This window comes from Streptomyces morookaense, assembly GCF_013030945.1.
Taxonomy (GTDB): Bacteria; Actinomycetota; Actinomycetes; order Streptomycetales; family Streptomycetaceae; genus Streptomyces; species Streptomyces morookaensis.
In genome coordinates this window covers 1-25,382 of the sequence record NZ_JABBXF010000103.1, presented here as the reverse complement: position 1 = coordinate 25,382, position 25,382 = coordinate 1, and the positions used below count along the sequence as shown (strand labels likewise).

At 71.6% G+C, this 25,382-nt stretch carries 19 protein-coding genes and 1 pseudogene; 6 read left to right on the top strand and 14 right to left on the bottom strand.

The annotated features are described in order from the left end of the window. Positions 1-35: 35 nt before the first annotated feature. The 3 genes and pseudogenes from HG542_RS30825 (at position 36) to HG542_RS30815 (ending at position 2,417) form a co-directional block, all read left to right on the top strand. Entirely contained in the window at positions 36-668 is a 633-nt protein-coding gene (locus tag HG542_RS30825; RefSeq protein WP_171087257.1) for a DUF6230 family protein, read from the top strand. A gap of 101 nt (positions 669-769) precedes the next feature. Continuing rightward, positions 770-1,204: pseudogene (locus HG542_RS30820) on the top strand (DUF6114 domain-containing protein); the annotation flags it as partial. Further along, on the top strand, positions 1,203-2,417 hold the full coding sequence (locus HG542_RS30815; protein ID WP_171087255.1) for a hypothetical protein: 1,215 nt from the start codon (positions 1,203-1,205) through the stop codon (positions 2,415-2,417). The pseudogene HG542_RS30820 and the gene HG542_RS30815, both read left to right, overlap by 2 nt. Positions 2,418-2,522: 105 nt before the next feature. Here HG542_RS30815 and pyk read toward each other — a convergent pair whose 3' ends face one another. The 3 genes from pyk to pta form a co-directional block, all read right to left on the bottom strand. Then, positions 2,523-3,950, bottom strand: coding sequence for a pyruvate kinase (gene pyk / locus HG542_RS30810; protein ID WP_171087253.1), 1,428 nt, complete (start codon positions 3,948-3,950; stop codon positions 2,523-2,525). Between the two features lie 72 nt (positions 3,951-4,022). After that, positions 4,023-5,234, bottom strand: a complete 1,212-nt coding sequence (locus tag HG542_RS30805) for an acetate kinase (RefSeq protein WP_171087252.1) — start codon at positions 5,232-5,234, stop codon at positions 4,023-4,025. Positions 5,235-5,321: 87 nt separating this feature from the next. Next, positions 5,322-7,418 (bottom strand): phosphate acetyltransferase, encoded by a 2,097-nt coding sequence (pta, locus tag HG542_RS30800; protein WP_171087250.1) that lies wholly within the window; start codon positions 7,416-7,418, stop codon positions 5,322-5,324. 210 nt (positions 7,419-7,628) lie between these two features. On the opposite strand from pta, the gene HG542_RS30795 reads away from it, so the two are divergent. Then, the gene (locus tag HG542_RS30795; protein WP_171087248.1) at positions 7,629-8,654 is read left to right on the top strand and encodes an ATP-dependent 6-phosphofructokinase; all 1,026 of its coding nucleotides are present in this window, start codon (positions 7,629-7,631) and stop codon (positions 8,652-8,654) included. A 127-nt stretch (positions 8,655-8,781) separates the two neighbouring features. On the opposite strand, the gene HG542_RS30790 is transcribed toward HG542_RS30795, so the two are convergent. The 5 genes from HG542_RS30790 to HG542_RS30770 form a co-directional block, all read right to left on the bottom strand. Next, a complete protein-coding gene (locus HG542_RS30790) occupies positions 8,782-11,316 on the bottom strand; it encodes an ABC transporter permease (protein ID WP_171087246.1) in 2,535 nt (844 codons plus the stop codon). 50 nt (positions 11,317-11,366) lie between these two features. Then, the gene (locus HG542_RS30785) at positions 11,367-12,158 is read right to left on the bottom strand and encodes an ABC transporter ATP-binding protein (protein ID WP_171087244.1); all 792 of its coding nucleotides are present in this window, start codon (positions 12,156-12,158) and stop codon (positions 11,367-11,369) included. A gap of 338 nt (positions 12,159-12,496) precedes the next feature. Then, positions 12,497-13,528: an AraC family transcriptional regulator gene (locus tag HG542_RS30780; protein WP_227725362.1), complete on the bottom strand. Its 1,032-nt coding sequence runs from the start codon at positions 13,526-13,528 to the stop codon at positions 12,497-12,499. Between the two features lie 273 nt (positions 13,529-13,801). Next, the gene (locus tag HG542_RS30775) at positions 13,802-14,638 is read right to left on the bottom strand and encodes a carbohydrate ABC transporter permease (protein ID WP_171087242.1); all 837 of its coding nucleotides are present in this window, start codon (positions 14,636-14,638) and stop codon (positions 13,802-13,804) included. Positions 14,639-14,756: 118 nt separating this feature from the next. Then, positions 14,757-15,194 (bottom strand): CBS domain-containing protein, encoded by a 438-nt coding sequence (locus HG542_RS30770; protein WP_171087240.1) that lies wholly within the window; start codon positions 15,192-15,194, stop codon positions 14,757-14,759. A gap of 178 nt (positions 15,195-15,372) precedes the next feature. Here HG542_RS30770 and HG542_RS30765 point away from each other — a divergent pair, with 178 nt between their 5' ends. Beyond that, positions 15,373-16,152, top strand: coding sequence for a VOC family protein (locus HG542_RS30765; RefSeq protein ID WP_171087239.1), 780 nt, complete (start codon positions 15,373-15,375; stop codon positions 16,150-16,152). A gap of 188 nt (positions 16,153-16,340) precedes the next feature. Here HG542_RS30765 and HG542_RS30760 read toward each other — a convergent pair whose 3' ends face one another. The 4 genes from HG542_RS30760 to HG542_RS30745 form a co-directional block, all read right to left on the bottom strand. Beyond that, positions 16,341-17,201: a carbohydrate ABC transporter permease gene (locus tag HG542_RS30760; RefSeq protein ID WP_373313090.1), complete on the bottom strand. Its 861-nt coding sequence runs from the start codon at positions 17,199-17,201 to the stop codon at positions 16,341-16,343. 5 nt (positions 17,202-17,206) lie between these two features. After that, entirely contained in the window at positions 17,207-18,544 is a 1,338-nt protein-coding gene (locus HG542_RS30755; RefSeq protein ID WP_171087235.1) for an extracellular solute-binding protein, read from the bottom strand. Between the two features lie 100 nt (positions 18,545-18,644). Then, complete coding sequence (locus HG542_RS30750; RefSeq protein WP_171087233.1) at positions 18,645-19,370, bottom strand: response regulator; 726 nt, start codon at positions 19,368-19,370, stop codon at positions 18,645-18,647. Beyond that, entirely contained in the window at positions 19,367-21,046 is a 1,680-nt protein-coding gene (locus tag HG542_RS30745) for a sensor histidine kinase (RefSeq protein ID WP_171087230.1), read from the bottom strand. The genes HG542_RS30750 and HG542_RS30745 overlap by 4 nt, the downstream gene beginning before the upstream one ends. 153 nt (positions 21,047-21,199) lie before the next feature. Here HG542_RS30745 and HG542_RS30740 point away from each other — a divergent pair, with 153 nt between their 5' ends. Beyond that, the gene (locus tag HG542_RS30740) at positions 21,200-22,582 is read left to right on the top strand and encodes a cation:dicarboxylate symporter family transporter (protein ID WP_171087290.1); all 1,383 of its coding nucleotides are present in this window, start codon (positions 21,200-21,202) and stop codon (positions 22,580-22,582) included. A gap of 110 nt (positions 22,583-22,692) precedes the next feature. Here HG542_RS30740 and HG542_RS30735 read toward each other — a convergent pair whose 3' ends face one another. Together HG542_RS30735 and glgB are read right to left on the bottom strand one after the other, a co-directional pair. Then, entirely contained in the window at positions 22,693-22,938 is a 246-nt protein-coding gene (locus HG542_RS30735) for a hypothetical protein (protein ID WP_171087229.1), read from the bottom strand. Positions 22,939-23,134: 196 nt separating this feature from the next. Further along, positions 23,135-25,366 carry a 1,4-alpha-glucan branching enzyme gene (gene glgB, locus HG542_RS30730; RefSeq protein ID WP_171087288.1) on the bottom strand — a complete coding sequence of 744 codons (2,232 nt, stop codon included), beginning with the start codon at positions 25,364-25,366 and terminating at the stop codon, positions 23,135-23,137. Positions 25,367-25,382: the final 16 nt, after the last annotated feature.

Below are 25,382 nucleotides of genomic sequence, written 5' to 3'. Positions count from 1 at the left end.
GCCGGAGATGTACGTCCGAGAAGGAGGAATGTGTCATGAAGTCCCAGGCTCGTGGCGGGACGAGATGGCGACGGTTCGCCGTCGTCATGGTCCCCAGCGTGGCGGCCTCCGCCGCGATCGGGGTGGCGATAGCGCAGGGTGCGCTGGCGGCGTCGTTCAGTGTTTCGGGGCAGCAGTTCCAGGTGACGGCGGAATCCTTGCACGGCACGGGTTTCGTCCAGTACGGCGCCAATGACGTCACCAAGGTGGGCAACAAGCCCGTCGCCGTGGTCGGTCTGAACTCCGCGGAGATCACCAAGCTGTGCCAGGCGGTCACCGTTCCGACTCCGTTCGGTGATGTGTCGATGCTTCTGAAGGCCGGGACCGACAAGGAGAAGGTCCAGGCGGAGAAGCTCTTCATCGACGCCGACGACATGCACGCCGACGCGACGTTCAAGGGCGTCGACATCGGCGTGGCCGTGGACTCCACGACCAAGGGGCCCGGCCCGGCGAAGCCCGGCGAGAACGGCAGAGGCGCCTATGTGCCCGGCTCGTTCTCCCAGCAGGCCGACGAGGTGTTCTTCAACCATGTCGACCAGCGCGCCTGGGCCACTTCGGCCGGAACGTTCACCCTGCCCGGGCTGAACCTGAACGTGAGCATGGGAAAGACTCCGTGCCCGAAGCAGTGAAGCACTGAACAGGCGGGTACGGGAACGGACTTGCACCTCCGTCCCCGTACCCTGCTGTGCTCACGTACCACCGATCCGCCAGTCCCGAGGAGCTGTACACCATGAGCGCCGAAACGCGACCACGGCTGATGGACACTCTCGGCCGCACCCGCCGTTCGTTCTGGGACTGGCGGGGCCGACGCCCCTTCTGGGGCGGGCTGTTGACGCTGCTCGCCGGGTTCCCGATCATGTACATCCCGTACCAGACGGTGACGCTGGGCGACCTCAGCATCCGGCTGGCCACGACCGCCGGCGCGGGCTCGCTGATCATAGGGGTGCTCCTGGTCGTGCTCGGCCTGACCATGTGGTTCCAGCCGCAGTCGCGGGTGTTCGCCGGCGTCGCGGCGATCCTGCTCGCCCTGGTCTCCCTCGTCGTCTCCAACTTCGGGGCCTTCATCGTGGGCTTCCTGCTCGCCCTGATCGGCGGCGGCCTCGGCGTCTCCTGGATGCCGGGCACTCCGGAGGCGGCCGCGGGCGAAGGCGAAGGGGCGTCCCGTGCCGACTGACGAGACCGGTGAGCCGAGAACCGGCCCGCGCCATGCGGCGCCCCGCAAACCGCTGCTCGCCCGCCTGCACATGCCCGCCGGCAAGGCCGTCGCCCTCGTCGCCATGCCGAGTGCGGTGCTGATGGGGATGGGGCTGACGCCCACCCTGGCCCAGGCCAAGCCGTCCGAGCCGCGGCCTTTCGGGGACGCGCAGTGCGCCAACGCGCCCGACCAGGCGGCGGACGAGGCGGCCACGCCGACCGCCACGCCCGGCGCCGACGCGCGTGCGAGCGCGAGCCCCGGTGCGAGCCCGAGTGCGGCGACGTCGCCGTCTCCCTCTCCCAAGCCCTCTCCGGACAAGGGCGGTTCACCGCGTGCGGCCAAGCCCGTCGCGCCCCCGGAGGCCTCGCCGTCGCCGTCCGCCTCCCCGTCGCCCTCCGCCTCGCCCTCCAAGACGTTCAACCCCCTCGACCCGCTCGGCCTCGGCGCCAAGCTCGGCGAGATCCTCGACGGGGGCGGCAAGAAGGCGGTACCGGCTGCGCCGAGGCCGTCCGCGTCTCCGTCCGTGTCGGCTTCCGCGTCGCCGTCGGCTTCACCCTCGCCGAGCACGAGCCCCTCGCCCTCCGGACATCCGGCGGCGGACAAGCCCGCCGCCGCGGCGCCGTCCGCCTCTGCCAGCCCGTCCCCGAGCGCGAGCGTGACCGCGAGCCCGACCCCCGACCCTTCGGGTACCGGCCTGCCCCCCTGCCCCAAGGGCAACGTCGTCGACGAGAACGAGCACCACGCCTTCCCGAACCAGCCCTGGTACCTGGAAGCGAGCATGCTCACCCTCAACGGGCTGACCTACGAGGGCGTCAAGAAGATCACCATGGTGAACGGGCAGCCGAAGCCGGTCCTCAAGTTCACCGCCGACTCGATCGCGATCAAGGACCTGCACCAGATCGTCAACAGCGGGGGCAAGGAGTACCACGTCGCCGGCATAGGGACGAACTCCACGGTCACCGGCGGCAAGGTGACCCTGTACACCGAGGAGTTGAAGGGCAACCTGCTCGGGCTGATCCCGTCGACCCAGTCGCCGACCAGCCTGCCCCCGATGATCCCGGGACTGAAGCTGCCCATCCCGATCTTCTTCACCCATGTGAAGCTCCGCCAGGCCGGGCAGTTCGGCGGGACGCTGCACATCCCGAACCTGCACCAGTACCTCACCGACGGCACGTACTCGTAAAACTCGTACAACTCGTAAAAGCAGGAAAACGGCGGTGGCCGCCACCCCCACCGGGGAGTGGCGGCCACCGCCGCATCTGTCCGTACGACCTGCGAAAGGCAGAACCTACCGGTTCTCGCCGCCCAGGTGGTGCACCCGCACCATGTTGGTCGTGCCGGGCACGCCGGGCGGGGAGCCCGCCGTGATGACCATCGTGTCGCCCTCGTTGTAGCGCTTGAGCTTCAGCAGCTCGGCGTCGACGAGGTCGACCATGGCGTCCGTGTTGTCCACGTGCGGCACGACATAGGTCTCGACGCCCCAGCTCAGGGTCAGCTGGTTGCGGGTCGCGGCGTCCGTGGTGAAGGCCAGGATCGGCTGGACCGTGCGGTAGCGGGACAGGCGGCGGGCCGTGTCACCGGACTTGGTGAAGGCGACGAGCGCCTTGCCGCCCAGGAAGTCCGCGATCTCGCAGGCCGCGCGGGCGACCGAACCGCCCTGGGTGCGCGGCTTCTTGCCGGGGACCAGCGGCTGCAGGCCCTTCGACAGCAGCTCCTGCTCCGCGGCCTCGACGATGCGGGACATCGTCTTGACGGTCTCGATCGGGTAGGCGCCGACCGAGGACTCCGCCGACAGCATGACCGCGTCCGCGCCGTCCAGGATCGCGTTGGCGACGTCCGACGCCTCGGCACGCGTGGGGCGCGAGTTGGTGATCATCGACTCCATCATCTGGGTCGCCACGATCACCGGCTTGGCGTTGCGGCGGCACATCTCGATGAGCCGCTTCTGCACCATCGGGACCTTCTCCAGCGGGTACTCCACCGCCAGGTCGCCGCGCGCCACCATCACACCGTCGAAGGCCATGACGACCTCGTGCATGTTCTCGACGGCCTGCGGCTTCTCGACCTTGGCGATGACCGGGACCCGGCGGCCGACCTGGTCCATGACGCGGTGGACGTCACGGACGTCCGCGGCGTCGCGGACGAAGGACAGCGCGACCATGTCGCAGCCCATCGCGAGTGCGAACTTCAGGTCCTCGACGTCCTTCTCGGACAGCGCCGGGACGTTCACCGCCGCGCCGGGCAGGTTGATGCCCTTGTGGTCGGAGATGACGCCGCCCTCGATGACGATCGTCTTCACACGCGGGCCGTCGACCTCGGTGACCCGCAGCTCGACGTTGCCGTCGTTGATCAGGACCTGGTCGCCCTTGACGACGTCACCGGGCAGGCCCTTGTAGGTCGTGCCGCAGATGGTCCTGTCGCCGGGGACGTCCTCGGTGGTGATGGTGAACTCGTCGCCGCGCACCAGCTCCACGGGGCCGTCCGCGAAGGTCTCCAGACGGATCTTCGGGCCCTGGAGGTCGGCCAGCACGCCGACGGGGCGGCCGGTCTCCTCGGAGGCCTTGCGGAGGCGGTGGTACCGCTCCTCGTGCTCCGCGTGGGACCCGTGGCTCATGTTGAAACGGGCCACGTTCATACCGGCCTCGATCAGCGTCTTCAGCTGGTCGAAGGAGTCGACGGCGGGGCCCAGGGTGCAGACGATTTTGGAACGGCGCATGGGGCAGATCCTATCGGTTTGTTTCGGAGCGGAATATTCGAGCTGTGGGAACGACCGAGGAACAGGTGGTGATCAAGAGCTGACCAGCGCGTACACCTGAGTGGCGATCTCCAGCTCCTCGTCGGTGGGGACCACGGCGACCGCGACCCGCGCCGCGTCCGTGGAGATCAGACGGGCGTCGCCGGACCGCTCCGCGTTGCGGACGGGGTCCACGGCCAGGCCCAGCTCCTCCAGGCCCGCCACGGCGGCCTCGCGCACGGGCGCCGCGTTCTCGCCCACGCCCGCCGTGAAGGCGACGGCGTCGACCTTGCCGAGCACCGCGTAGTAGGCGCCGATGTACTTCTTCAGCCGGTGCACGTAGATGTCGAAGGCGAGCCGCGCCTGCTCGTCGCCCTCGTCGATGCGCCGGCGGATCTCGCGCATGTCGTTGTCGCCGCACAGTCCGATCAGACCGCTCTTCTTGTTGAGGAGCGAGTCGATCTCGTCGACGGACATCCCGGCGTTCCGCGCCAGGTGGAAGATCACGGCCGGGTCGAGGTCACCGGAGCGGGTGCCCATGACCAGGCCCTCCAGCGGGGTCAGGCCCATGGAGGTGTCCACGCAGCGGCCGCCGCGCACGGCCGAGGCCGAGGCGCCGTTGCCCAGGTGCAGCACGATCACGTTGACCTCGGACGGGTCCTTGCCCAGCAGCTTCGCCGTCTCGCGGGAGACGTAGGCATGCGAGGTGCCGTGGAAGCCGTAGCGGCGGATCATGTGCGCGTCGGCGGTCGCGGTGTCGATCGCGTAGCGGGCCGCGGACTCCGGCATGGTCGTGTGGAAGGCGGTGTCGAAGACCGCGACCTGCGGCAGGTCGGGGCGCAGCGCCTGCGCGGTGCGGATGCCGGTGACGTTGGCCGGGTTGTGCAGCGGGGCGACCGGGATCAGGGCCTCGATGTGCTGCAGCACCTCGGCGGTGATCAGGGTCGGCTCGGTGAACTCGCTGCCGCCGTGCACGACGCGGTGGCCGATCGCGGCCAGCTCGGGGGAGTCCAGGCCGAGTCCGTCGGCGGCCAGCTCGGCGGCCACGGCCTCCAGGGCGGCCTTGTGGTCGGCGATCGGGCCCTCGGTCTCGCGCTTGGCGCCGCCGGTCGCCAGCGGGGTGTGCGCGAGCCGCGAGGTCTGCTCGCCGATGCGCTCGACGAGGCCGACGGCCAGCCGGGCTCCGTCGGCCATGTCGAGCAGCTGGTACTTGACGGACGAGGAGCCGGAGTTGAGGACGAGGACCCGGGTGGCGTTGGCAGTCATGAAGGGCTGAGGGGCTTTCCGTGTGGGGTTGGTGAGGGCTCGGACGGTGCCGGGGCCGGGCTGCGCGCCCCGGCCCCGGCGGCCGCATCAGGGCTCGGTGCGCTCGCTGGGCTGCTCGCCCTGCGCCTGGATGGCGGTGATCGCGACGGTGTTCACGATGTCCTGCACCAGCGCGCCGCGGGAGAGGTCGTTGACGGGCTTGCGCAGACCCTGCAGCACCGGGCCGACCGCGACCGCACCGGCCGACCGCTGCACGGCCTTGTAGGTGTTGTTGCCGGTGTTGAGGTCGGGGAAGACCAGCACCGTGGCCTTGCCGGCGACCTCGGAGCCGGGGAGCTTGGTCGCGGCGACCTTGGCGTCCACGGCGGCGTCGTACTGGATCGGGCCCTCGACCAGCAGGTCGGGACGGCGCTCGCGGACGAGCTCGGTGGCCCGGCGGACCTTGTCGACGTCCGCGCCGGAGCCGGAGGTTCCGGTGGAGTACGAGAGCATCGCGATCCGCGGCTCCACGCCGAACTGGGTGGCGGTGGCGGCGGACTGGATGGCGATGTCCGCCAGCTGCTCGGCGTTCGGGTCGGGGTTGACCGCGCAGTCGCCGTAGACCAGGACCCGGTCGGCCAGGCACATGAAGAAGACCGAGGAGACGATCTGGGCGCCCGGCGCCGTCTTGATGATCTCGAAGGCGGGGCGGATGGTGGCGGCGGTGGAGTGCACCGCGCCGGAGACCATGCCGTCGGCCAGGCCCTCCTGGACCATCAGGGTGCCGAAGTAGGAGACGTCGGCGACCACGTCGTGCGCCAGCTCCACGGTCATGCCCTTGTGGGCCCGGGCCTTGGCGTAGATCTCGGCGAAGCGCTCGCGCAGCGGGGAGGTCTGCGGGTCGATGACCTGCGCCCCGCCCAGGTCGATGCCGAGCTCGGCGGCGCGCTTGCGGACGGCGTCCTCCTCGCCCAGCAGGGTGAGGTCGCAGACGTCGCGGCGCAGCAGCACGTCGGCGGCGCGCAGCACACGGTCCTCGGTGCCCTCGGGCAGCACCACGCGGCGGCGGGCGGAGCGGGAGCGCTCGATGAGGGTGTGTTCGAACATCATCGGCGTGACGCGGCCGGAGCCGGCGACGGAGATACGGTTCGCCAGCGCGGCGGTGTCCACGTGCCGTTCGAAGAGGCCGAGCGCGGTCTCGGCCTTGCGCGGCGACTCGGCGCCCAGCTTGCCCTCGATGGAGAACAGTTCGGCCGCGGTCGGGAAGGAGCCGCCCGGCACGGAGATCACCGGGGTGCCCGGGGCCAGCCGGCCGGCCAGGGCGAGGATGTCCGGGCCGGGGCGCTCGTCCAGCGTCAGCAGCACGCCCGCGATGGTGGGGGCGCCGGCGCTGTGCGCGGCGAGGGCGCCGACGATCAGGTCCACGCGGTCGCCGGGGGTGACGACGAGGCAGCCTTCGGTCAGGGCCGGCAGGAAGACCGGGAGCATCGCGCCGCCGAAGACGAAGTCGCGGGCGTCGCGGTCCAGTCCGGCCGCGTCGCCCAGCAGCACCTCGGCGCCCAGCGTCCGCACGATCTGCGCCACGGTCGGGGCGGAGAGCGAGGCCTCCTCGGGAAGCGCGAAGCACGGCACCGGCAGGCTCCCGGCGAGCTGCTCGGCGACGGCCTCGCGGTCGGCGGGGGCGACCCGGTTGACGACGAGGGCGACGACGTCGCAGCCCAGGGTCGCGTAGGCGCGGTAGGCGTTGCGGGCCTCGGCGCGCACCGACTCGGCCGACTGCTGCTGGCCGCCGACGACCGTGATGACGGAGGCGCCGAACTCGTTGGCCAGCCGGGCGTTGAGGGCCAGCTCGTCGGGGAGCTGGGAGCCCGCGTAGTCGGTGCCGAGCACGAGCACGAAGTCGTACCGGCGGGCCACGGCGTGGAAGCGCTCGACGAGGGACGAGACCAGCTCGTCCGTGCCGCGCTCGGCCTGCAGGGCGGAGGCCTCGGCGTAGCTCAGGCCGTAGACGGTCTCCGGCGACTGGTCGAGCCGGTAGCGGGTCCGCAGCAGTTCGAAGAGCCGGTCCGGCCCGTCGCCGTGCACCAGCGGGCGGAAGACGCCCACCCGGTCCACCTGGCGGGTGAGGAGCTCCATGACTCCCAGCTCGATGACCTGGCGCCCGTCGCCCCGGTCGGTCCCGGTCACGTACACGCTGCGCGTCACGCGTGCTCTCCTTGATGCGTCTCGATGCTTCGCCGTGTTGCTGATCATGAAAATAAACCCGTTAAGGTGGGCTTGCCCTCTTGACAATACCTGCGCCCGTGGATAAGGCGCGCGTCAGGCCCGGGATGACGGAATGCGGCAGCAGCGGCCGGGCCGTGAAACAATCGGCGCGGCTCACAGGTACCAGTAGCGAGCAGGAGAACCAGCACGATGCGCATCGGAGTCCTCACCGCGGGCGGCGACTGCCCCGGCCTGAACGCTGTCATCCGCTCGGTCGTGCACCGCGCGGTCGTCGGCCACGGCGACGAGGTCATCGGCTTCGAAGACGGCTTCAAGGGCCTGCTCGACGGACGCCACCGCAAACTCGACCTCGACGCGGTCAGCGGCATCCTGGCCCGCGGCGGCACCATCCTCGGCTCCTCCCGCCTGGAGCGCGCCCGGCTGCGCGAGGCGTGCGAGAGCTCCAAGGAACTCGCCCGCGAGTACGGCATCGACGTCCTCATCCCCATCGGCGGCGAGGGCACCCTGACCGCCGCCCGGATGCTCTCGGACGCGGGCCTGCCCGTCGTCGGCGTTCCCAAGACCATCGACAACGACATCTCCTCCACCGACCGCACCTTCGGCTTCGACACCGCCGTCGGCGTCGCGACGGAGGCCATCGACCGTCTCAAGACCACCGCCGAGTCGCACCAGCGCGTGATGGTCGTCGAGGTCATGGGCCGGCACGCCGGCTGGATCGCCCTGGAGTCCGGCATGGCCGGCGGCGCCCACGGCATCTGCCTGCCGGAGCGGCCCTTCGACCCCGCCGACCTCGTCTCGATGGTGGAGGAGCGCTTCGCCCGCGGCAAGAAGTTCGCCGTCATCTGCGTCGCCGAGGGCGCGCACCCGGCCGAGGGTTCCATGGACTACGCCAAGGGCGCCATAGACCAGTTCGGCCACGAGCGCTTCGCCGGCATCGGCACCAAGCTGGCCGCCGAGCTGGAGAAGCGGCTCGGCAAGGAGGCCCGGCCGGTCATCCTGGGCCACGTCCAGCGCGGTGGCACGCCGACCGCGTACGACCGGGTGCTCGCCACGCGGTTCGGCTGGCATGCCGTCGAGGCTGCGCACCGCGGGGAGTTCGGCAAGATGACGGCCCTCAAGGGGACCGATATCCGGATGGTGCCGATCGCCGACGCGGTCACCGAGCTGAAGCGGGTGCCGGCGAGCCGGATGGATGAGGCGGAGTCCGTCTTCTAGGGCTGAGCCCGGCTGCCGGCTGCGGGTCGTTTGTGGCTGGTCGCGCAGTTCCCCGCGCCCCTTCGGGGCGCAGCCCCAAAGCCCTCGGGCCCCGGCCATTTCGGCCGGGGCCCGAGGGCTTTGGGGGCTACTGTGCCCCGATCGACTCCAGCATGTTCAGCCTTGCTGCTCGCCTCGCCGGCCAGACCGCCGCCAGGACGCCCACCGCCAGGGCCAGGAGCAGGAAGATGCCGATGCGGGCCCACGGGACCGTCATCTCGTACTGGGGGAAGGACGAGCGCAGCAGGTGGCCGCCCGACCAGGCGAGGAAGATGCCGACGCCGACGCCCAGGACCGCGCCGAACATCGCGATCATCACGGACTCCAGGCGCACCATCTGCTTCACCTCGCGGCGGGCCATGCCGATCGCGCGCAGCATGCCGATCTCACGGGTGCGCTCGAACACCGACATGGCAAGGGTGTTGACCACGCCGATGACCGCGATGAGGACGGCCATGCCCAGCAGCCCGTAGGACAGATTGAGGATCGGGTCGATGTTCCCGGACGCCTGGCGCCGCAGGTCCTCGGGGGTCTCGACCTTGATGAGCGGGTTGCCGCCCAGGGCCTCCTTGATCCTGCCCGGCAGGCCGGCCGCCTGCCCGGGCGCCGCCTTCACCAGGACCTCGTCGTCGCGGACGCGCTCCAGGTGCGGGTCGATCAGGGCGGGGGCCGTGAGGACTTCGCCCAGCACGTCGTTGTCCGCGTACACCGCGGCCACCTTCGGGGCCGCCTTCTTGCCGTCGTAGAACGACATCCGCACCGCCGAACCGACCGTCAGCGCATGCTCCTCGGCGAACTTCGCCGACACGGCCACCGCGCCCGTGCCCTGCACACCGGACAGCGAGCCGGCCGTGACGCGCACGTCCGCCACCTTGCCGATCCGCGTCGCGTCCGCCGCCGTCGCCAGCGCCGGCTTCTCCTCCGACTGGAAGCCCGTCGAGCGCAGCGGGACGGCCGCGGCCACCCCGGGCTGCTTCGCCACCTCCTTGCCGACCTCGGGCGAAAGGCCCAGGTAGCTCGCCGACTTGACCTTGAAGTCGGCGGTCAGCTGCTGCGGGCCCTTCTTGTCCATGCCCTGGTTCGCGGAGACCGCGCCCACGGTCAGGCCGGTGATCAGGGTGAGGCCGATCATCAGCGCCGAGGCCGTGGCGGCCGTGCGGCGCGGGTTGCGCAGCGCGTTCTCCTTGGCGAGCTTGCCGCTCACGCCCGAGAACCGCGTCGCCGCCTTGCCGAAGAGGTGCACGAACGGGCGGGAGAGCAGCGGCGCCAGGACGATGACGCCCGCGAGGGTCAGCGCGGAGCCCGCCATGGCGACCGTCAGACCGCCGCTGTCGCGCAGCGTGGTGACGTACAGCATCAGGGCCACGCCCAGCGAAGTCAGCGCCGCGCCCAGGGAGTTGCGGACGACCAGGCTGCGTGTCGCAGGGGCCTGGTCCACGCTCGCCAGCGCCTCGACCGGGGCGATCTTCGCGGCCTTGCGCGACGGCAGCCACGCGGCCAGGACGGTCACCACGACGCCCACCGCGAGCGCGGTCAGCACGACGGAGGGCTCGACCACCAGCGGTCCGTCCGGCAGTTCCGCACCGGTCGCCTTCAGCAGCCGCGGCAGGCCGACGGCTATGCCGAGCCCCAGGGCGAAGCCTCCGGCGGAGGCGACCAGGCCCAGGACCGCGGCCTCGGCCAGGACCGAGCGCACCACCTGGCGGCGCGAGGCGCCGACGGCCCGCAGCAGGGCGATCTCCCGGCTGCGCTGGGCGATGAGCATGGTGAAGGTGTTGGCGATGATGAACACGCCGACGAACAGGGAGATCCCGGCGAACACCAGGAAGGTGTTGCGGATCGAGCTGGTCTCGTGGTCGATCATCTTCGACTGCTCGGCCGCGAGTTGTGCACCGCTCTGCACCTCGAAGGTCTTCGGCAGCACCTCGCGCACCTTCGCCGTCAGCTGCTGCTGGTCCGCGCCGGGCTTCGCGGTCACGACGAGCTCGCTGAACCGGCCCTTGGATCCGAGGAGTTTCTGCGCGGTTGCGGTGTCGAACAGCGCGAGGCTGCCGCCGGAGGTGACCCGCGGATCGTCGGTCTCGACGATGCCGACCAGCTTCTTGCCCAGCACCGGCCCGTCGACGGCCAGCCGCACGGTGTCGCCCACCTCGGCGCCGGCCTTGCCGGCGGTCTTCGCGTCCAGGGCGATCTCGCCCTCGGCGGCCGGGCCGCGTCCCGTCACGAGCGGGTAGCGGCTGTCCTTGCCGTCCTTGCCGGGCACGTAGTTGGCGCCGGTGCTGCCCCAGTCGCTGCCGGCCGGGTCGTTGTGCTTGTCGGCGACCACGACGACGCCGCTGACGGACGGGCGCACGGAGGCCACGCCCGGCAGCGCGCGGAGGGTGCCCACCACGCGGGAGTCGAGCGCACCGTCGTCCTGCGCGTCGGTGCCGGGGCGCCCCGCCGTCACCTGCACGGCGACGTCGTCGAGGCTCTTGGACATCTTGTTGCGGAAGGCGCCCTCGACGGTGTCGCTGAAGATCAGCGTGCCGGAGACGAAGGCGGTGCCGAGGAGGACCGCGAGGGCGGTCATCATCAGCCGGGCTTTGTGCGCAAGGACGTTGCGCAGGGCGGTACGAAGCATCAGCGTGTGTCGTCCTGGAGGTGGGGAGCGGTGGCGGGCGGCAACAGAGGTCAGTTCGTACGGCCGTTGACTTCGAACGCCTTCATCCGGTCGAGCACCGCGCCGGCGGTCGGCTCGCGCATCTCGTCCACGATGCGGCCGTCGGCGAGGAAGACGACGCGGTCCGCGTAGGAGGCGGCGACGGGGTCGTGGGTGACCATGACGACCGTCTGGCCCAGCGCCCGCACCGACTCCTGCAGGAAGCCCAGCAGTTCGGTGCCGGAGCGGGAGTCGAGGTTGCCGGTGGGCTCGTCGGCGAAGACGATCTCGGGCTTGGCGGCGAGCGCGCGGGCCACGGCCACGCGCTGCTGCTGTCCGCCGGAGAGCTGTGACGGGCGGTGCGCGAGCCGCCCGGACAGGCCGAGCGTCGCGACGATCCGCTCCACCCACCCGGCGTCGGGCCGGCGGCCCGCGATGGCCAGGGGCAGCGTGATGTTCTCCAGCGCCGTCAGCGTCGGCAGCAGGTTGAACGCCTGGAAGACGAAGCCCACCTTGTCCCGGCGCAGCCGGGTCAGCCGGCGGTCGTCCAGCGTGCCCAGCTCGACCTCGCCGATCCGGGCGGAGCCGGAGGAGATCGAGTCGAGCCCGGCCATGCAGTGCATCAGCGTCGACTTGCCGGAGCCCGACGGGCCCATGATCGCCGTGAACTCGGCACGGCGGAACTCCACGTCGACCGCGTCCAGGGCGGCCACCCGGGTCTCGCCGTGGCCGTAGACCTTGCTCAGGGCGGTGGCACGGGCGGCGACGGCGCCGCCCGTCCCGCCGGGGGCGGGAGGGACAGGGAAGGCCGTTGCGCGGGACATGGGGGGCTCCTCGGGGAGGGGGGAATCGGTGATTCCATCCTCTGTGTCCCGGGCCGCCCTGGCCTCAGCCGTACGACCGGAATACGGGGTCGGACTTTCGGGCGGGAGCGGTGTCACTCCGTAGTCCCTGAGATGGACGCGGTCATCCTCGGGATGCATGTGCGGGTGCGTCGTGGTTGCTCGCGCAGTTCCTCCCCCAGCTACCGCTGGGAGGTGCCCCCAGCGCCCCTACGGGGCGCTGGCAAACCGCACCTGTACGCGCCCCGTAAGGGGCGCGGGGAACTGCGCGACCGGCCACGACGCACCCGCAGACGACGTACCGACCTCCCGCGGAGCGCTCACGCCCGTAACGTCGCCGACGGCGTGTGCCCGTAGCGTTGCTGGTAGGCCGCCGCGAAGCGGCCCAGGTTGGAGAAGCCCCAGCGGAAGGCCACGTCCGAGACCGTGACGCCGCCGTCGCCCCGTGCGGCGGCCAGTTCCTCGTGGGCCCGGGCCAGCCGGACCTCGCGCAGGTAGCCGAGCGGCGTGGTGTCCAGGTAGCGGCGGAACGCCTCCTGAAGGGCGCGCGGGCTGACCCGCGCCGCCGCGGCGAGGTCCGCGAGCGTCAGCGGCTCGTCGGCCCGCTCCTGGGCCAGGGCCATCACCCGGCGCACCGCGGGGTGCCCGACGGTGCCCGTGCGGCGGACGTCCGCGCCGGGAGTGATCAGCTCATGCGTCTCCATGAGGATGGCGGCCGCCGCCTGCGTCAGCTGCGCCGCCACGAGCGGGCTGCGCCGGGCGACGCCCTCGCCGAGCACCTCGCGGTGGACGGCCGCGGAGATGCCCTCCCAACTGCGCACCGCCGCAGGCGAGACGGCGCCGTTGAGGGAGAACCGGGCCCTGACCGGCCCGTCGGTGCCGAGCGCCTGGCCGGCGGCCGTCTCGACCGTCTCGCGCGAGAGCCGCAGCGTCGTCATCCGCGCCCCGCTCTCCCAGTACACCTGGAACTTGCGGTACGGGTCGAGCACATAGGTCTCCCCGGCCGAGACGACCCGCTCCTCCCGTCCCGGCGAGACCACTCTGACCTTGCCGTGGCTGAGCCGGCAGACCAGCAGGTACGAGGTGAGCGGCTGCGGGTCCACCAGCGTCACGGCCCCGCCGTACTGCAGCCCGGAGAGGATCACGCCGGGGAAGCCGCCCTCGGCGTACCACGCGGAGAAGGCGCCGGCGTTGCCCAGCACGCTGAGCCGGTACGGGCTGTAGGCGCTGCTGATGATCGCCTGGGTCTCCTCCAGGCTCTGGCCGCGCACCAGTGTGCGCATGCTGCCGCCGGAGTCGTCGGGTTCGTCCCCGGGGTCGGGGTCGTGGGTGTCTGCGTCGGGTTCACTCATCGGGGCTCCCCGCGGAAGACCGCGTTCTCCGGCCGAGATCCGCGTTTTCCGCATAGCTGACGGACGGCCCAGTGAGTACCTTCATGGTTGTCCGCAGTCAAGGCGGGGCCTGGTCCCATCAGTGGTTTCGGGACAGGTCCAAGGATGCGGACGGCCCTGGGCAGCACGGGGGAGAACGGGGGAAACCCAGGGCCGGTCATCCGAAGTGGTGGCGCCCCGCCGTTCTGGTCCGGACGGCGGGGCACGCCGTGTGCCCCGCACGCGGCCGGTGGATCAGCCCTTCACGGCTCCACCCAGCGCGAATCCGCCGCCGAGGCGGCGCGCGATGAGCGCGTACAGCAGCACCACGGGCGTGGAGTAGAGGATCGAGAACGCCGCGAGCTGCCCGTAGGCGACCTGTCCGTAGGTGCCGAAGAACGTGAAGATGCTGACGGACGCGGGCAGTTTGCCGGGCGACAGCAACAGCATGAAGGGCACGAAGAAATTGCCCCACATCATGATGAAGCTGTAGATAGTCACCACCGTGAGGCCGGGCCCCATGAGCGGCAGAATGACGCGTACGAGTGCCTGGAGCCTGCCCGCCCCGTCCGTCCACGCGGCCTCCTCCAGGACCGTCGGGACGCCGTCCATGAAGTTCTTCATCAGCCAGATGGCGAAGGGCAGTTGGGCGGCGGCGAGGAAGAGCGCCGTGCCGTAGACGGTGTCGATGAGGTTGATGCGGACGAAGAGTCCGTAGACCGGCACCATGATCGCCGTCATCGGCAGGCACGTCGCGAACAGCACGCCCATGAGGTACGGGCGCGTGAGCCGCGAGCGGTAGCGGGAGAGCGGGTACGCGGCGAGCGCCGCGCAGACCACCGTCAGCAGGGTCGCCCCGCCGCACAGCAGCAGGCTGTTGAGCATGGGCGTGAAGGTGATCTCGTCGGTCAGCACCGCCGCGAAGTTGTCCCCCGTCGGGGACGCCGGGAGGCGCACGCGCAGCCCCGCCGCGCCGTCCACGGAGGCGCTCAGCAGCCACACCAGGGGAACGGCGAAGGCTGCCGCCACCACGAGCAACGCGGCGTCCGCGGCGAGCCGTTGACGGGTGCGACGGGCGGAGAGCGAGGGCATGACGGCCACCTCCGTGCGCGTGCGGCGCTCGGAGGATAGCGCGGCGTCCCCGCCCGCGGCAGCCTCGGTGTCAGTGAGGCCGGTCGCCGGCGGCGTCACGTCCCGCGCCCGGCCGGGCTCACTGCTTGACCGGGGCCGGCGAGTAGATGTGGCCGGCGAACTCGGCGAGCTGGTTGTCCGGCAGGTGCCGGGCCAGATCGGCTTCGCTGATCATGCCGACCATGCGCTTGTTCTCGATGACCGGCAGTCGCCGGATGCGGTGGCTCTCCATCTCGTGGAGGACGTCCTCGATGTCGGCGTCCGCCTCGATCCAGCGCGGGGTGCCCTCGACGACGTCCGATGCCTTGCAGCCGGCCGGGTCGCGGCCCTCGGCCACGCACTTCACGACGATGTCGCGGTCGGTGATGATCCCGCACAGCCGCTCGTCGTGGGTCTCGTCGCCGACCGGCAGCGCGCCGACGTTGAGCTGGCGCATCAGCTGGGCGGCATGCTGAAGGGTGTCACTCTTGGTGATCCAGTGAGCACCGGGGTGCATGATGTCCTTGGCCGTGGTCATGGTCTGCCTCCTGCAGTCGGGCGTCATGAACGGCTCTGCCCTTCCATCCTCACCCCGTGCGCCGCACATGGCGATCCGGCGGGCGGATCCGCTGAGTGGCGCGCGCGTGTCAGTGGCCGGTGCCAGACTGAATCGCGCCGGGGAAGTCCGGCGCGAATCCGTCGAAGGGGCACCCGTCATGCTCACCACAGACTTCGTCACCGGCTCCCCGAACTGGCTCGACCTGGGCAGCCCGGACATCGATGCGGCCGCCGCCTTCTACGGCGCAGTCTTCGGCTGGGAGTTCCGGTCGGCCGGCCCCGAGTCGGGTGGCTACGGGTTCTTTCAGAAGGACGGCAAGACCGTCGGCGCGGTCGGTCCCCTCACGGAGGAGGGCGCGAGCTCGGCATGGACGGTGTACTTCCGGACGCCGGACGCGGACGCCACGGCCAAGGCCGTGGAGCAGCACGGCGGGCGGGTCCGCAGCGCCCCGTTCGACGTCTTCGAGGCCGGGCGGATGGCCCAGTTCACCGACCCGGGCGGGGCCGATTTCGCCGTCTGGCAGCCGGCCGCCGTCAAGGGCCTGGAGAAGGCCTCGGAGTCCGACGCCCTGTGCTGGGCGGAGCTCCACACCGGGGACCCGGAGGGCGCCTTCGACTTCTACCGGGCGGTGTTCGGCTGGCGCTCGCAGACGATGGACGTGCCGGGCATGACGTACACGGTGCTGTCCACCGGGGAGGGCGACCAGCAGGACGCGTCCTTCGGCGGCCTCGCCGGGCTGCAGGGGGACGCGGAGGAGACGCGCTGGATCCCGTACTTCTCGGTGGCCGACGTGGACGAGACCGTCGCCAGGGCGCAGGGCAGCGGCGGTTCGGTCCTGATGCCGGCGTCCGACGTCCCGGACGTCGGCCGGATGGGGTGGCTGGCCGATCCGTTCGGCGCCCCGTTCGCGATCATCAAGCCGGAGCCGCCGCAGTAAGTACTGGGGCGGCGCCCGTCGGGGAGGGGCGGAGCCCCGGGGCAGTGCGTCGGCTGCGGGCCGTCGTGGGCTGGTCGCGCAGTTCCCCGCGCCCCTCACGGGGCCCATGGTCGCGCCCACGCGGCGGAGCCGCATATGTACGCAGCCCCGCGCCCCTTACGGGGCGCACCCCTCGCGGGGCGCCCCCCTCACATCTCCTCTCGCATCAGGCGCAGGTACACCAGCGAGAACCCCGCCCCCACCAGCAGCAACAGCAGCGCCACCGCCGTCCCGTACCCGATCAGTGCCTTCAGGAAGGCCTGGTCGTACATGAACACCGGCAGCGTCTCGCTCCGGTTGCCCGGGCCCCCGCGTGTCATCGCCCAGATCAGGCCGAACACCGACAGCGTCTGCAGGGTGTTGAGCATCAGGTTCGTCCCGACCGACCGCCGGATCATCGGCAGCGTGACGTGCCAGAAGCGGCGCAGGCCCCGCGCGCCGTCGACCTCCGCCGCCTCCGTCACGTCCTGCGGGATGCCGTCCAGCGCCGCCGCGTACACCAGCATGGAGAAGGCCGTGCCGCGCCACACGTTCGCGAACGACACCGCCAGGATCGGCAGCGTGAACAGCCAGTTCTGCGTGGGCAGATGGAGCCAGTCCAGAATGGCGTCGAGCGTGCCGCGCCGGTTGAAGAACGTGTACAGCAGGAAGGCCGCCACGATCTCCGGCAGCACCCACGCCGCGACCACCACCGTGCCCACGGCCGTCCGCACCGCCTTCGAGGCGCGCCGCATCAGCGCCGCCAGCGCGAAGCCCAGGCTGTTCTGGCCCACGAGCGACGAGACCACGGTGAAGACCAGCGTCATCCCCACCGCATTGCGGAAGTCCGGATCCCCGAACGCCCGGCGGAAGTTGGCGAAGCCGACGAAGGAGGCCGACGCCTGACCGGTGAGCTGCATGTCCGTGAAGGCGAGGTACACGCAGTAGGCGATGGGCCCGGCGAGGAAGAGCAGCAGCAGTGTGGTCGCCGGCGCGAGGGGCAGCCAGCGCGCGGTACGCGATCCGGGCACCGCCCTCACCGCCCGGCGATCGACTTCAGCGCGCCGTCATAGCGCTGCGCCGCCACCGCCGCCGTGGCGTCCCCCGTCGTGACGGACTCCATCGCGTCCCGGATCGCGCTGGAGACCTGCGGATAGACGGGCAGGGCCGGACGGTAGTGCGTGGCGGGGACGAGCCCCGTGAAGAAGCCGATGCCCGGCAGCGATGCGAGGTACTTCGGGTCCGCGGCGACGTCCGTGCGCACTGCGATCTGGCCGTCCCGCACCGTCCACTCGGTCGCGTTGGCCATGCTCTGCAGTTCCTCGATCGCCTGCCACGCCAGGTCCGCCTTGCGGGACTTGGCGCTGATCGCCCAGGTCCAGCCCCCGGAGAGGCTGACCCTGCCCGGGGCCTGCCCGTTCTGCGTGGGGAAGGCCGCCTGTCCCATCACCTTCGGCCACTGCGGCCACGGATGGCCGCTGCCCGGCTGCCAGTTCTTGCCGAGCCATGAGCCGTCCAGGTCGATCGCGAGCTTCCCCGAGGGCAGGAAGTCGGAGGCCACCCGGGAGTCGATATTGGGGTCGAGCGCATCCGACGGGTCGGGCCCGAGCTTCTCCGCGTAGACCGTGCGCACGAACTCCAGCGCGTCACGGAAGCCCTTGCCGCCGGTGACCCACTTCCGCTCCGCCGGCTTGTAGAGCGGATCCGCGCCCGTCCCGTACAGCAGCATCTCGAAGCCTTGCATGGTGGCGTACTCGCCGGCGGCCTTGCCCGTGTAGACGTTGAGCGGGATGACGCCGGGAACCTTGCGCTTGACCGTGCGGGCCGCGTCGAGGACGTCCTGCCAGGTGCGCGGCTGCCAGTCCGCGGGCAGCCCGGCCCGGGCGAAGATCTCCTTGTTGAACCACAGGCCCCGGGTGTCCGTCCCGTCCGGGACGCCGTACGTCTTCCCGTCCTCGGCCCGGGCGGCCGCCTTCGCCGTCGGGACGAAGCGGCTCCAGTCCTTCCAGCCGGCCAGCTTGTCGTCCAGCGGTCTCAGATAGCCGGCCTTGATGTCGGAGTTGATGAGGAAGGTGTCCTCGTGGACCAGGTCCGGCGCGGTCTTCGCGGACCGCATCATCTGCTGGATCTTGGCGTAGTAGTCCTCCTGGGCCGCCTGGACCGGCACCGGTTCGAGGTGCTTGCCCGGGTGGTCCCGCTCGAACTGCTTCTTCACCCTGGCCAGAAAGTCGTCCATCGTCCGCACCTTGCTGTCCGTGGTGCGCTGATAGGCGATCTTCACCGTGTCCGGGCTGCCGTTGGCATCACCCCCGCAGGCGGGCAGCGTGCCGAGGACGATGGTGACGGCGATGAGTACGGGGGCGGTGGGGCGCACGGCAGGACCTCCTGACGTCCGGCTGACGTCCGACCGGCATTCGACTCCGAGTCCGGTCTGAGGACGTACGTTCCCTTCCGCGCCCCCGCGCACGCACCGGTCAGCCCCGGCTCAGCCACCGGTACAGCAGCTCCGGGCGTCCGACCTGCCCGTATTGCGGTGTGCGGGCCGCGCGCCCGGATTCCACCAGGTACTCCAGATAGCGGCGCGCCGTGATCCGCGAGGTGCCCACCGCCTCGGCGACCGCCCCCGCGGAGATGCCCTCGGCGGCGGCGTTCCGCAGCGCCTCGGTGACCGTGTTCAGCGTGTCCGTGGAGAGGCCCTTGGGGAGCGCGGTGGGCTGCGGGGCGCGCAGCACCGCCAGCGCGCGGTCCACCTCCTCCTGCCCGCTCGCCTCGCCCACGGCCGCACGGAACTCCGCGTACCGGCCGAGCCGTTCCCGCAGCGTGGCGAAGGTGAACGGCTTGAGCACGTACTGCACGACCCCCAGCGAGACGCCCTCCCGGACCACGGCCAGATCGCGGGCGGACGTCACGGCTATGACGTCCGCCCCGTGCCCCGCGCTGCGCAGCGAGCGGACCAGCTGGAGGCCGTGCCCGTCCGGCAGGTAGAGGTCGAGGAGCAGCAGGTCGACGGCCGTGCGTTTGAGGAACTGCGAGGCGTCGTTCCGCGAGTGCACCACGCCGGCCACGCAGAAGCCGGGCACCCGGCTCACGTAGAGCGCGTGCGCGTCCGCGGCGACGGGGTCGTCCTCGACGACGAGGACCTTGATGGCGGGGCCGGGCGGGACGGGCGCGGCGCTCGGGGTCGGCTGGGCTGTGCTCATGCGCGTGCTCCTGTGGGGTCGTCTGCGGCGGTGTCGTTCCGGGTGCGGTCGGCCGGGCGCAGCGGCAGCCGGACGGTGAACTCGGCGCCGCCGGACGGGGACCGGCCGAGCCCGACCGTGCCGCCGTTGCGGCGGGCGGCCTGCTGGACGAGGGCGAGCCCGAGCCCGCGGCCGTGGGCGCCGCCGCGGTCCGCCCCCGCCGGCGCCTTGGTGGACCAGCCGCGCCGGAAGACCTCGTCCACGGCCTCGGGGGCCACGCCCGGCCCCGAGTCGCCGACGCGCAGCAGCAGTTCGCCCGCCTGTGCGTCGGCCCGCACGGTGACGGTGACCTGGCCGGTCCCGCGGACGTCGCGGGCGGCGTCGACAGCGTTGTCGATCAGGTTGCCGAGGACGGTCACGAGATCGCGGGCGGGCAGCCCGGCCGGGAGCAGCCCGTCGTCGATCCGGGTGTCCGGCGTCATCACCAGCTCCACGCCGTGCTCGTTGGCCTGGGCGGCCTTGCCGAGCAGCAGCGCGGCGAGCACGGGCTCGGCCACGGCCTCGACGACGCGGTCGGTCAGGGCCTGGGCGAGCTCCAGTTCGGCGGTGGCGAACTCCACCGCCTCGTCGGCGCGGCCGAGTTCGATGAGCGAGACCACGGCGTGCAGCCGGTTCGCGGCCTCGTGCGCCTGCGAGCGCAGTGCCTCGGCGAAACCGCGCACGGAGTCCAACTCTCCGGACAGCGCCTGGAGTTCCGTGTGATCCCGCAGGGTGACGACGGTGCCGCGCCGCTCGCCGCTCGACACCGGCGAGGTGTTGAGGACGACCGTGCGGTCCGCGGTCAGGTGCACCTCGTCGACGCGCGGGCCGGGGGCGAGCAGTGCCTCGGTGAGGGACGCGGGCAGCCCGAGCTCGCCGACGTGGCGGTGGATGCAGTCGCCCTGCAGGCCCAGCAGTTCGCGCCCGCCGTCGTTGACGAGCGCGATGCGCTGCTGCCCGTCGAGCATGAGCAGGCCCTCGCGCACCGCGTGCAGCGCGGCCTGGTGGTAGTCGTGCATGTGGCTGAGCTCGGTGGCGTTCATGCCGTGCGTGTGCCGCCGCAGCCGCCCGTTGAGCAGGTACGTCCCGAGACCGCCGAGGAGCAGCACGAGCAGGGCGACCGCCGTCAGGGCCATGACCTGGTGGCGCACCTGCGCGCTGATCGCGTCGACGGTGATGCCCGCGGCGACGAGCGCGGTGACCGTGCCGTCGGGGTCCCGCACGGGCGTGACGGCGCGCACGGACGGGCCGAGGGTCCCCGTGTACGTCTCGGAGAACGTCCGCCCCTGCAGCGCCGGCCCGGTGTGGCCGAGGAAGCGTTCGCCGATGCGGGTGGGGTCGGGGTGCGTCCAGCGGATGCCGCCGGGGCTCATGATCGTGACGAAGTCGACGTCCGTCTCGTGCCGGACCTGCTCCGCATACGGCTGGAGGACGGCCGCCGGATCCGGCGACCGTACGGCCGAGCGTACGGCGGGCGAGGCCGCGACGGCCGTGGCCGCGGCCGTGGCCTCGCGGCGGGCGGCCTCCTGGGCCTCGTTGTGGTCGGAGACGTAGGCGAACGCGGCGCATCCGGCCACCACCAGGACGACCAGCACGATCTGCATGGCGAACAGCTGACCCGCCAGACTGCGGGGGCGCCGTATGCGGGGTTTGCGCATGGCCGGAATTCTGCCCGCTGGTGCCTTCATGAACGTAATGCACGGAAGCGTGACCACGGTCACATGGGGATGCATAGTTCGCGGTGCCCCTCTCGTGCGGGAGCGGGGCACGTACCGAGCACGACCTCGACGGCGAGGAGACCCCCCATGGCCATGGCAGCGCGGACACCGGCGCCGGACACCCCCGGACGCCGCCGGGACCGTACCCACTACCTCTACCTCGCGGTGATCGCGGCGGTGCTCGCGGGCATCGTCCTCGGCTTCGCCGCACCCGGCGTGGCCGTCCAGCTCAAGCCGCTGGGCACGGGCTTCGTGAACCTGATCAAGATGATGATCTCGCCCGTCATCTTCTGCACGATCGTGCTGGGCATCGGCTCGGTACGGAAGGCGGCGAAGGTCGGAGCGGTGGGCGGCCTGGCGCTGGGCTACTTCGTGGTGATGTCCACGATCGCGCTGGCGATCGGCCTCCTGGTCGGCAACTTCCTGGAGCCGGGCAGCGGCCTGCACCTGACCGAGAGCCTGCGGCACGCGGGGGCGGCGCAGGCCAAGGGGGCGAGCGAGTCGACGGCGGACTTCGTGCTGGGCATCATCCCCACCACGCTGGTGTCCGCCTTCACCGGCGGCGAGGTGCTCCAGACGCTGCTGGTGGCGCTGCTGACGGGCTTCGCCCTGCAGGCGATGGGCGCGAGCGGCGAGCCGGTGCTCCGGGGCATCGGCCATCTGCAGAAGCTGGTGTTCCGGGTGCTGGCGATGATCATGTGGGCTGCTCCCGTGGGCGCGTTCGGGGCGATCGCGGCGGTGGTCGGGGCGACGGGCGTGGATGCGCTGAAGTCCCTGGCCGTCATCATGATCGGCTTCTATGTGACATGCGTGCTGTTCGTGGTGGTGGTGCTGGGAGCACTGCTGCGCGTGGTGGCAGGGGTGAACGTGCTCGCGCTCCTGAAGTACCTGGGCAGGGAATTCCTCCTGATCCTCTCCACGTCCTCCTCGGAGTCGGCACTCCCGCGCCTGATCGCCAAGATGGAACACCTGGGCGTGAGCCGCCCGGTCGTCGGCATCACCGTCCCGACGGGCTACTCCTTCAACCTGGACGGCACGGCCATCTATCTGACGATGTCGTCGCTGTTCGTGGCGGAGGCGATGGGCAAGCCGCTGTCACTGGCCCAGCAGGCGTCGCTGCTCCTCTTCATGATGATCGCCTCGAAGGGCGCGGCGGGCGTGACGGGCGCGGGCCTGGCGACGCTGGCGGGCGGCCTTCAGTCGCACCGCCCCGACCTGGTGGACGGCGTCGGCCTGATCGTCGGCATCGACCGTTTCATGAGCGAGGCCCGGGCGATGACGAATTTTGCGGGGAACGCGGTGGCGACGGTGCTGATCGGCACCTGGATGAAGGAGATCGACGGGGACCGGTGCCGCGAAGTGCTGGCGGGGAGGCTGCCGTTCGACGAGGGGGTGCTGACGGAGCAGACGGTGCCGACCGCACCGGAGCCCCGTACTCCGCCGGCGGAAATCCTCGCCGGCACGCGGGCGGAATGAGGATTTCCGTCCATGGACCCCCGGCGCTTGACGATCGGCAGCGTCGGGGGCGCGGGCGCAGCGCGCTGACGGTTGCTGCCGGGCCGAAGTTCCGGCCCGGCAACGGCCGTTCAGCCTGTCAGGGCGCTCGCGATGGCGCCGTCGACATCGAGGTACTGGGCCAGGAACTGGTCCAGGGCATCGTCGCCGAGACCCGACTGGTCGTCGTCGTCACCGGTGCCGGGCGGCCAGGGGTCGTTCGCCACGGTGGCGGGTGCTGCCGGTGCCGCCGTGGCGGCAACGGCCGGTCCTGCGCCGAGCGCGAGCGCGCCGCACACGGCGGCCGCGGTGACGGCAAGTGATCGATTGAATCGCATCGCTCTGCTCCCTTCGGGTCGAGCGGCCAGGGACGGCAAGTGTGGTCCGGCGACCGACGGGGCGCGATTCGGGAGGGATGGGGCGGGAGGGTCCGGCTGGGCGGTTCGCAGTCGACGGCCCGGTGCGAGCGTACGCCCGAACGGGTGAAAGGCCCCGGGGGCAAGGGCTCGCGTGGGGGCGGGGGCCGGCCAGGGCTCACCCCGGCCTGAACCACACCGTCCCCAGTGGTGGCAGCGTCACCGTCACGCTCACCGGCCGCCCATGGCTCTGCACGGACTCCGTCTTCACCGGGTCGGGGTTGACGACCCCGCTCCCGCCGTACCGTGTCTCGTCCGTGTTGAGGATCTCCTCCCACGTCGCATGCCCGGGCGGCACGCCCAGCCGGTAGCCCTGCCGGACGACGGGGGAGAAGTTGCAGACCGCCAGCAGCGGCGAGCGCTCCGCGTCGTAGCGGAGGAAGGCGAGGACGTTGTCCTCGGCCGCGTCGCCGTCGATCCACTCGAAGCCGTCCGGCACGGTGTCCCGTTGCCACAGCGCGGGCGTGGCGGTGTAGCGCTCGTTGAGGTCGCGCACCAGGTCCCGTACGCCGCGGTGGTCGGCTTCGGCCGCGTACGAGGGGTCCAGCAGCCACCAGTCCGGGCCGTGGCTCTCCGACCACTCCGCGCCCTGGGCGAACTCCTGGCCCATGAAGAGGAGTTGCTTGCCGGGGTGTGCCCACATGAAGCCCAGGAACGCGCGGTGGTCGGCGCGCTGCTGCCACCAGTCGCCCGGCATCTTCGACACCAGCGACCGTTTGCCGTGCACCACCTCGTCGTGCGAGATGGGCAGTACGTAGTTCTCGCTGTACGCGTACACCATCGCGAAGGTCATCTCGCCGTGGTGGTACTTCCGGTGCACCGGCTCCTTGGACATGTACTGCAGGGAGTCGTGCATCCAGCCCATGTTCCACTTCAGGCCGAAGCCCAGGCCGCCGAAGCCGCCGGGGCCCGTGTGGTGGGTGGCGCGGGTGACGCCGTCCCAGGCGGTGGACTCCTCGGCGACGGTGACGACGCCGGGGCAGCGGCGGTAGACCGTCGCGTTCATCTCCTGGAGGAACGCGACCGCGTCGAGGTTCTCCCGCCCGCCGTGGACGTTCGGCGTCCACTGGCCCGGGCCGCGGGAGTAGTCGAGGTACAGCATCGAGGCGACGGCGTCCACGCGCAGGCCGTCGACGTGGAACTCCTCGCACCAGTAGACCGCGTTCGCCACCAGGAAGTTGCGGACCTCCTTGCGCCCGTAGTCGAACTCCAGCGTCCCCCAGTCGGGATGGGCCGCCCGCACCGGGTCCTGCGGCTCGTACAGCGGGCGGCCGTCGAAGGCGGCCAGCGCCCACTCGTCCTTGGGGAAGTGCGCGGGCACCCAGTCGACGAGCACCCCGATGCCGGCCCGGTGCAGGGCGTCCACCAGGTACTTGAAGTCGTCCGGCGTGCCCAGGCGGGCGGTCGGGGCGTAGAAGCCGGTGACCTGGTAGCCCCACGAGCCGCCGAAGGGGTGCTCCGCGACGGGCAGCAGCTCCACGTGCGTGAACCCGAGGTCCTGGACGTACGCGGGGAGCTGTTCGGCCAGCTGCCGGTAGCCGAGGCCGGGGCGCCAGGACGGCAGGTGCACCTCGTAGACGGAGAACGGGGCCTCGTGGACGGGCCGTTCGCCGCGGCGCTCCATCCAGGCGTCGTCCTGCCAGCGGTGGTGCGAGACGTGCACGACGGACGCGGTGGCGGGCGGTGCCTCCGTGCGCCGGGCCATGGGGTCGGCGCGCAGCGTGTACGAGCCGTCGGGGCGGGTGATCTGGAACTTGTACAGCGCGCCCTCGCCGACGCCCGGCAGGAACAGTTCCCACACGCCGGTCGCGCCGAGCGAGCGCATGGGGTGCGCGGTGCCGTCCCAGAAGTTGAAGTCGCCCGCCACACACACCCCTTGCGCATTGGGCGCCCACACCGTGAAGCGGGTGCCGCTCACGCCCTCGTGCACCATCGGGTGCGCGCCGAGCGCCCGCCACAGCTCCTCGTGCCGGCCCTCGCCGATCAGGTGCAGGTCGAGATCGCCGAGGGAGGGCAGGAAGCGGTACGGGTCGTGGAGTTCGGTGTCGTCGGCCGTGTCGTACACGACCAGGAGCCGGTAGTCGGGGATCTCGCTGAGCGGCAGGACGCCGGAGAACAGCCCGTCCCCGTCGTCGAACAGCTCCGCCCGGAGCCCTTTGGCGGTGACCGCCACCGAGCGCGCGAAGGGGCGCAGGGCGCGGAAGAGGATGCCGCCGGGCACATGGTGGGCGCCCAGCAGGGCGTGCGGGTCGTGGTGCGCGCCGCGCAGCAGGCGTGCGCGCTCGGCGTCGTCCAGGGGGGCGGCGGGCCGGGTGCCGCCGGGGGTCGCCTCCCGGCGGGGGGCGACCAGGCGGCGGGGCGCGGGG

What these genes read in the sequence shown, in the direction of transcription:
- HG542_RS30765 (WP_171087239.1), top strand. Translation starts at nt 15,373, where the DNA reads ATGCTCACCACAGACTTCGTCACCGGCTCCCCGAACTGGCTCGACCTG.
- HG542_RS30780 (WP_227725362.1), bottom strand. Translation starts at nt 13,528, where the DNA reads ATGAGTGAACCCGACGCAGACACCCACGACCCCGACCCCGGGGACGAA.
- HG542_RS30775 (WP_171087242.1), bottom strand. Translation starts at nt 14,638, where the DNA reads ATGCCCTCGCTCTCCGCCCGTCGCACCCGTCAACGGCTCGCCGCGGAC.
- HG542_RS30805 (WP_171087252.1), bottom strand. Translation starts at nt 5,234, where the DNA reads ATGACTGCCAACGCCACCCGGGTCCTCGTCCTCAACTCCGGCTCCTCG.
- HG542_RS30770 (WP_171087240.1), bottom strand. Translation starts at nt 15,194, where the DNA reads ATGACCACGGCCAAGGACATCATGCACCCCGGTGCTCACTGGATCACC.
- HG542_RS30825 (WP_171087257.1), top strand. Translation starts at nt 36, where the DNA reads ATGAAGTCCCAGGCTCGTGGCGGGACGAGATGGCGACGGTTCGCCGTC.
- HG542_RS30785 (WP_171087244.1), bottom strand. Translation starts at nt 12,158, where the DNA reads ATGTCCCGCGCAACGGCCTTCCCTGTCCCTCCCGCCCCCGGCGGGACG.
- HG542_RS30795 (WP_171087248.1), top strand. Translation starts at nt 7,629, where the DNA reads ATGCGCATCGGAGTCCTCACCGCGGGCGGCGACTGCCCCGGCCTGAAC.
- HG542_RS30750 (WP_171087233.1), bottom strand. Translation starts at nt 19,370, where the DNA reads ATGAGCACAGCCCAGCCGACCCCGAGCGCCGCGCCCGTCCCGCCCGGC.
- HG542_RS30735 (WP_171087229.1), bottom strand. Translation starts at nt 22,938, where the DNA reads ATGCGATTCAATCGATCACTTGCCGTCACCGCGGCCGCCGTGTGCGGC.
- pyk (WP_171087253.1), bottom strand. Translation starts at nt 3,950, where the DNA reads ATGCGCCGTTCCAAAATCGTCTGCACCCTGGGCCCCGCCGTCGACTCC.
- HG542_RS30740 (WP_171087290.1), top strand. Translation starts at nt 21,200, where the DNA reads ATGGCAGCGCGGACACCGGCGCCGGACACCCCCGGACGCCGCCGGGAC.
- HG542_RS30745 (WP_171087230.1), bottom strand. Translation starts at nt 21,046, where the DNA reads ATGCGCAAACCCCGCATACGGCGCCCCCGCAGTCTGGCGGGTCAGCTG.
- HG542_RS30790 (WP_171087246.1), bottom strand. Translation starts at nt 11,316, where the DNA reads ATGCTTCGTACCGCCCTGCGCAACGTCCTTGCGCACAAAGCCCGGCTG.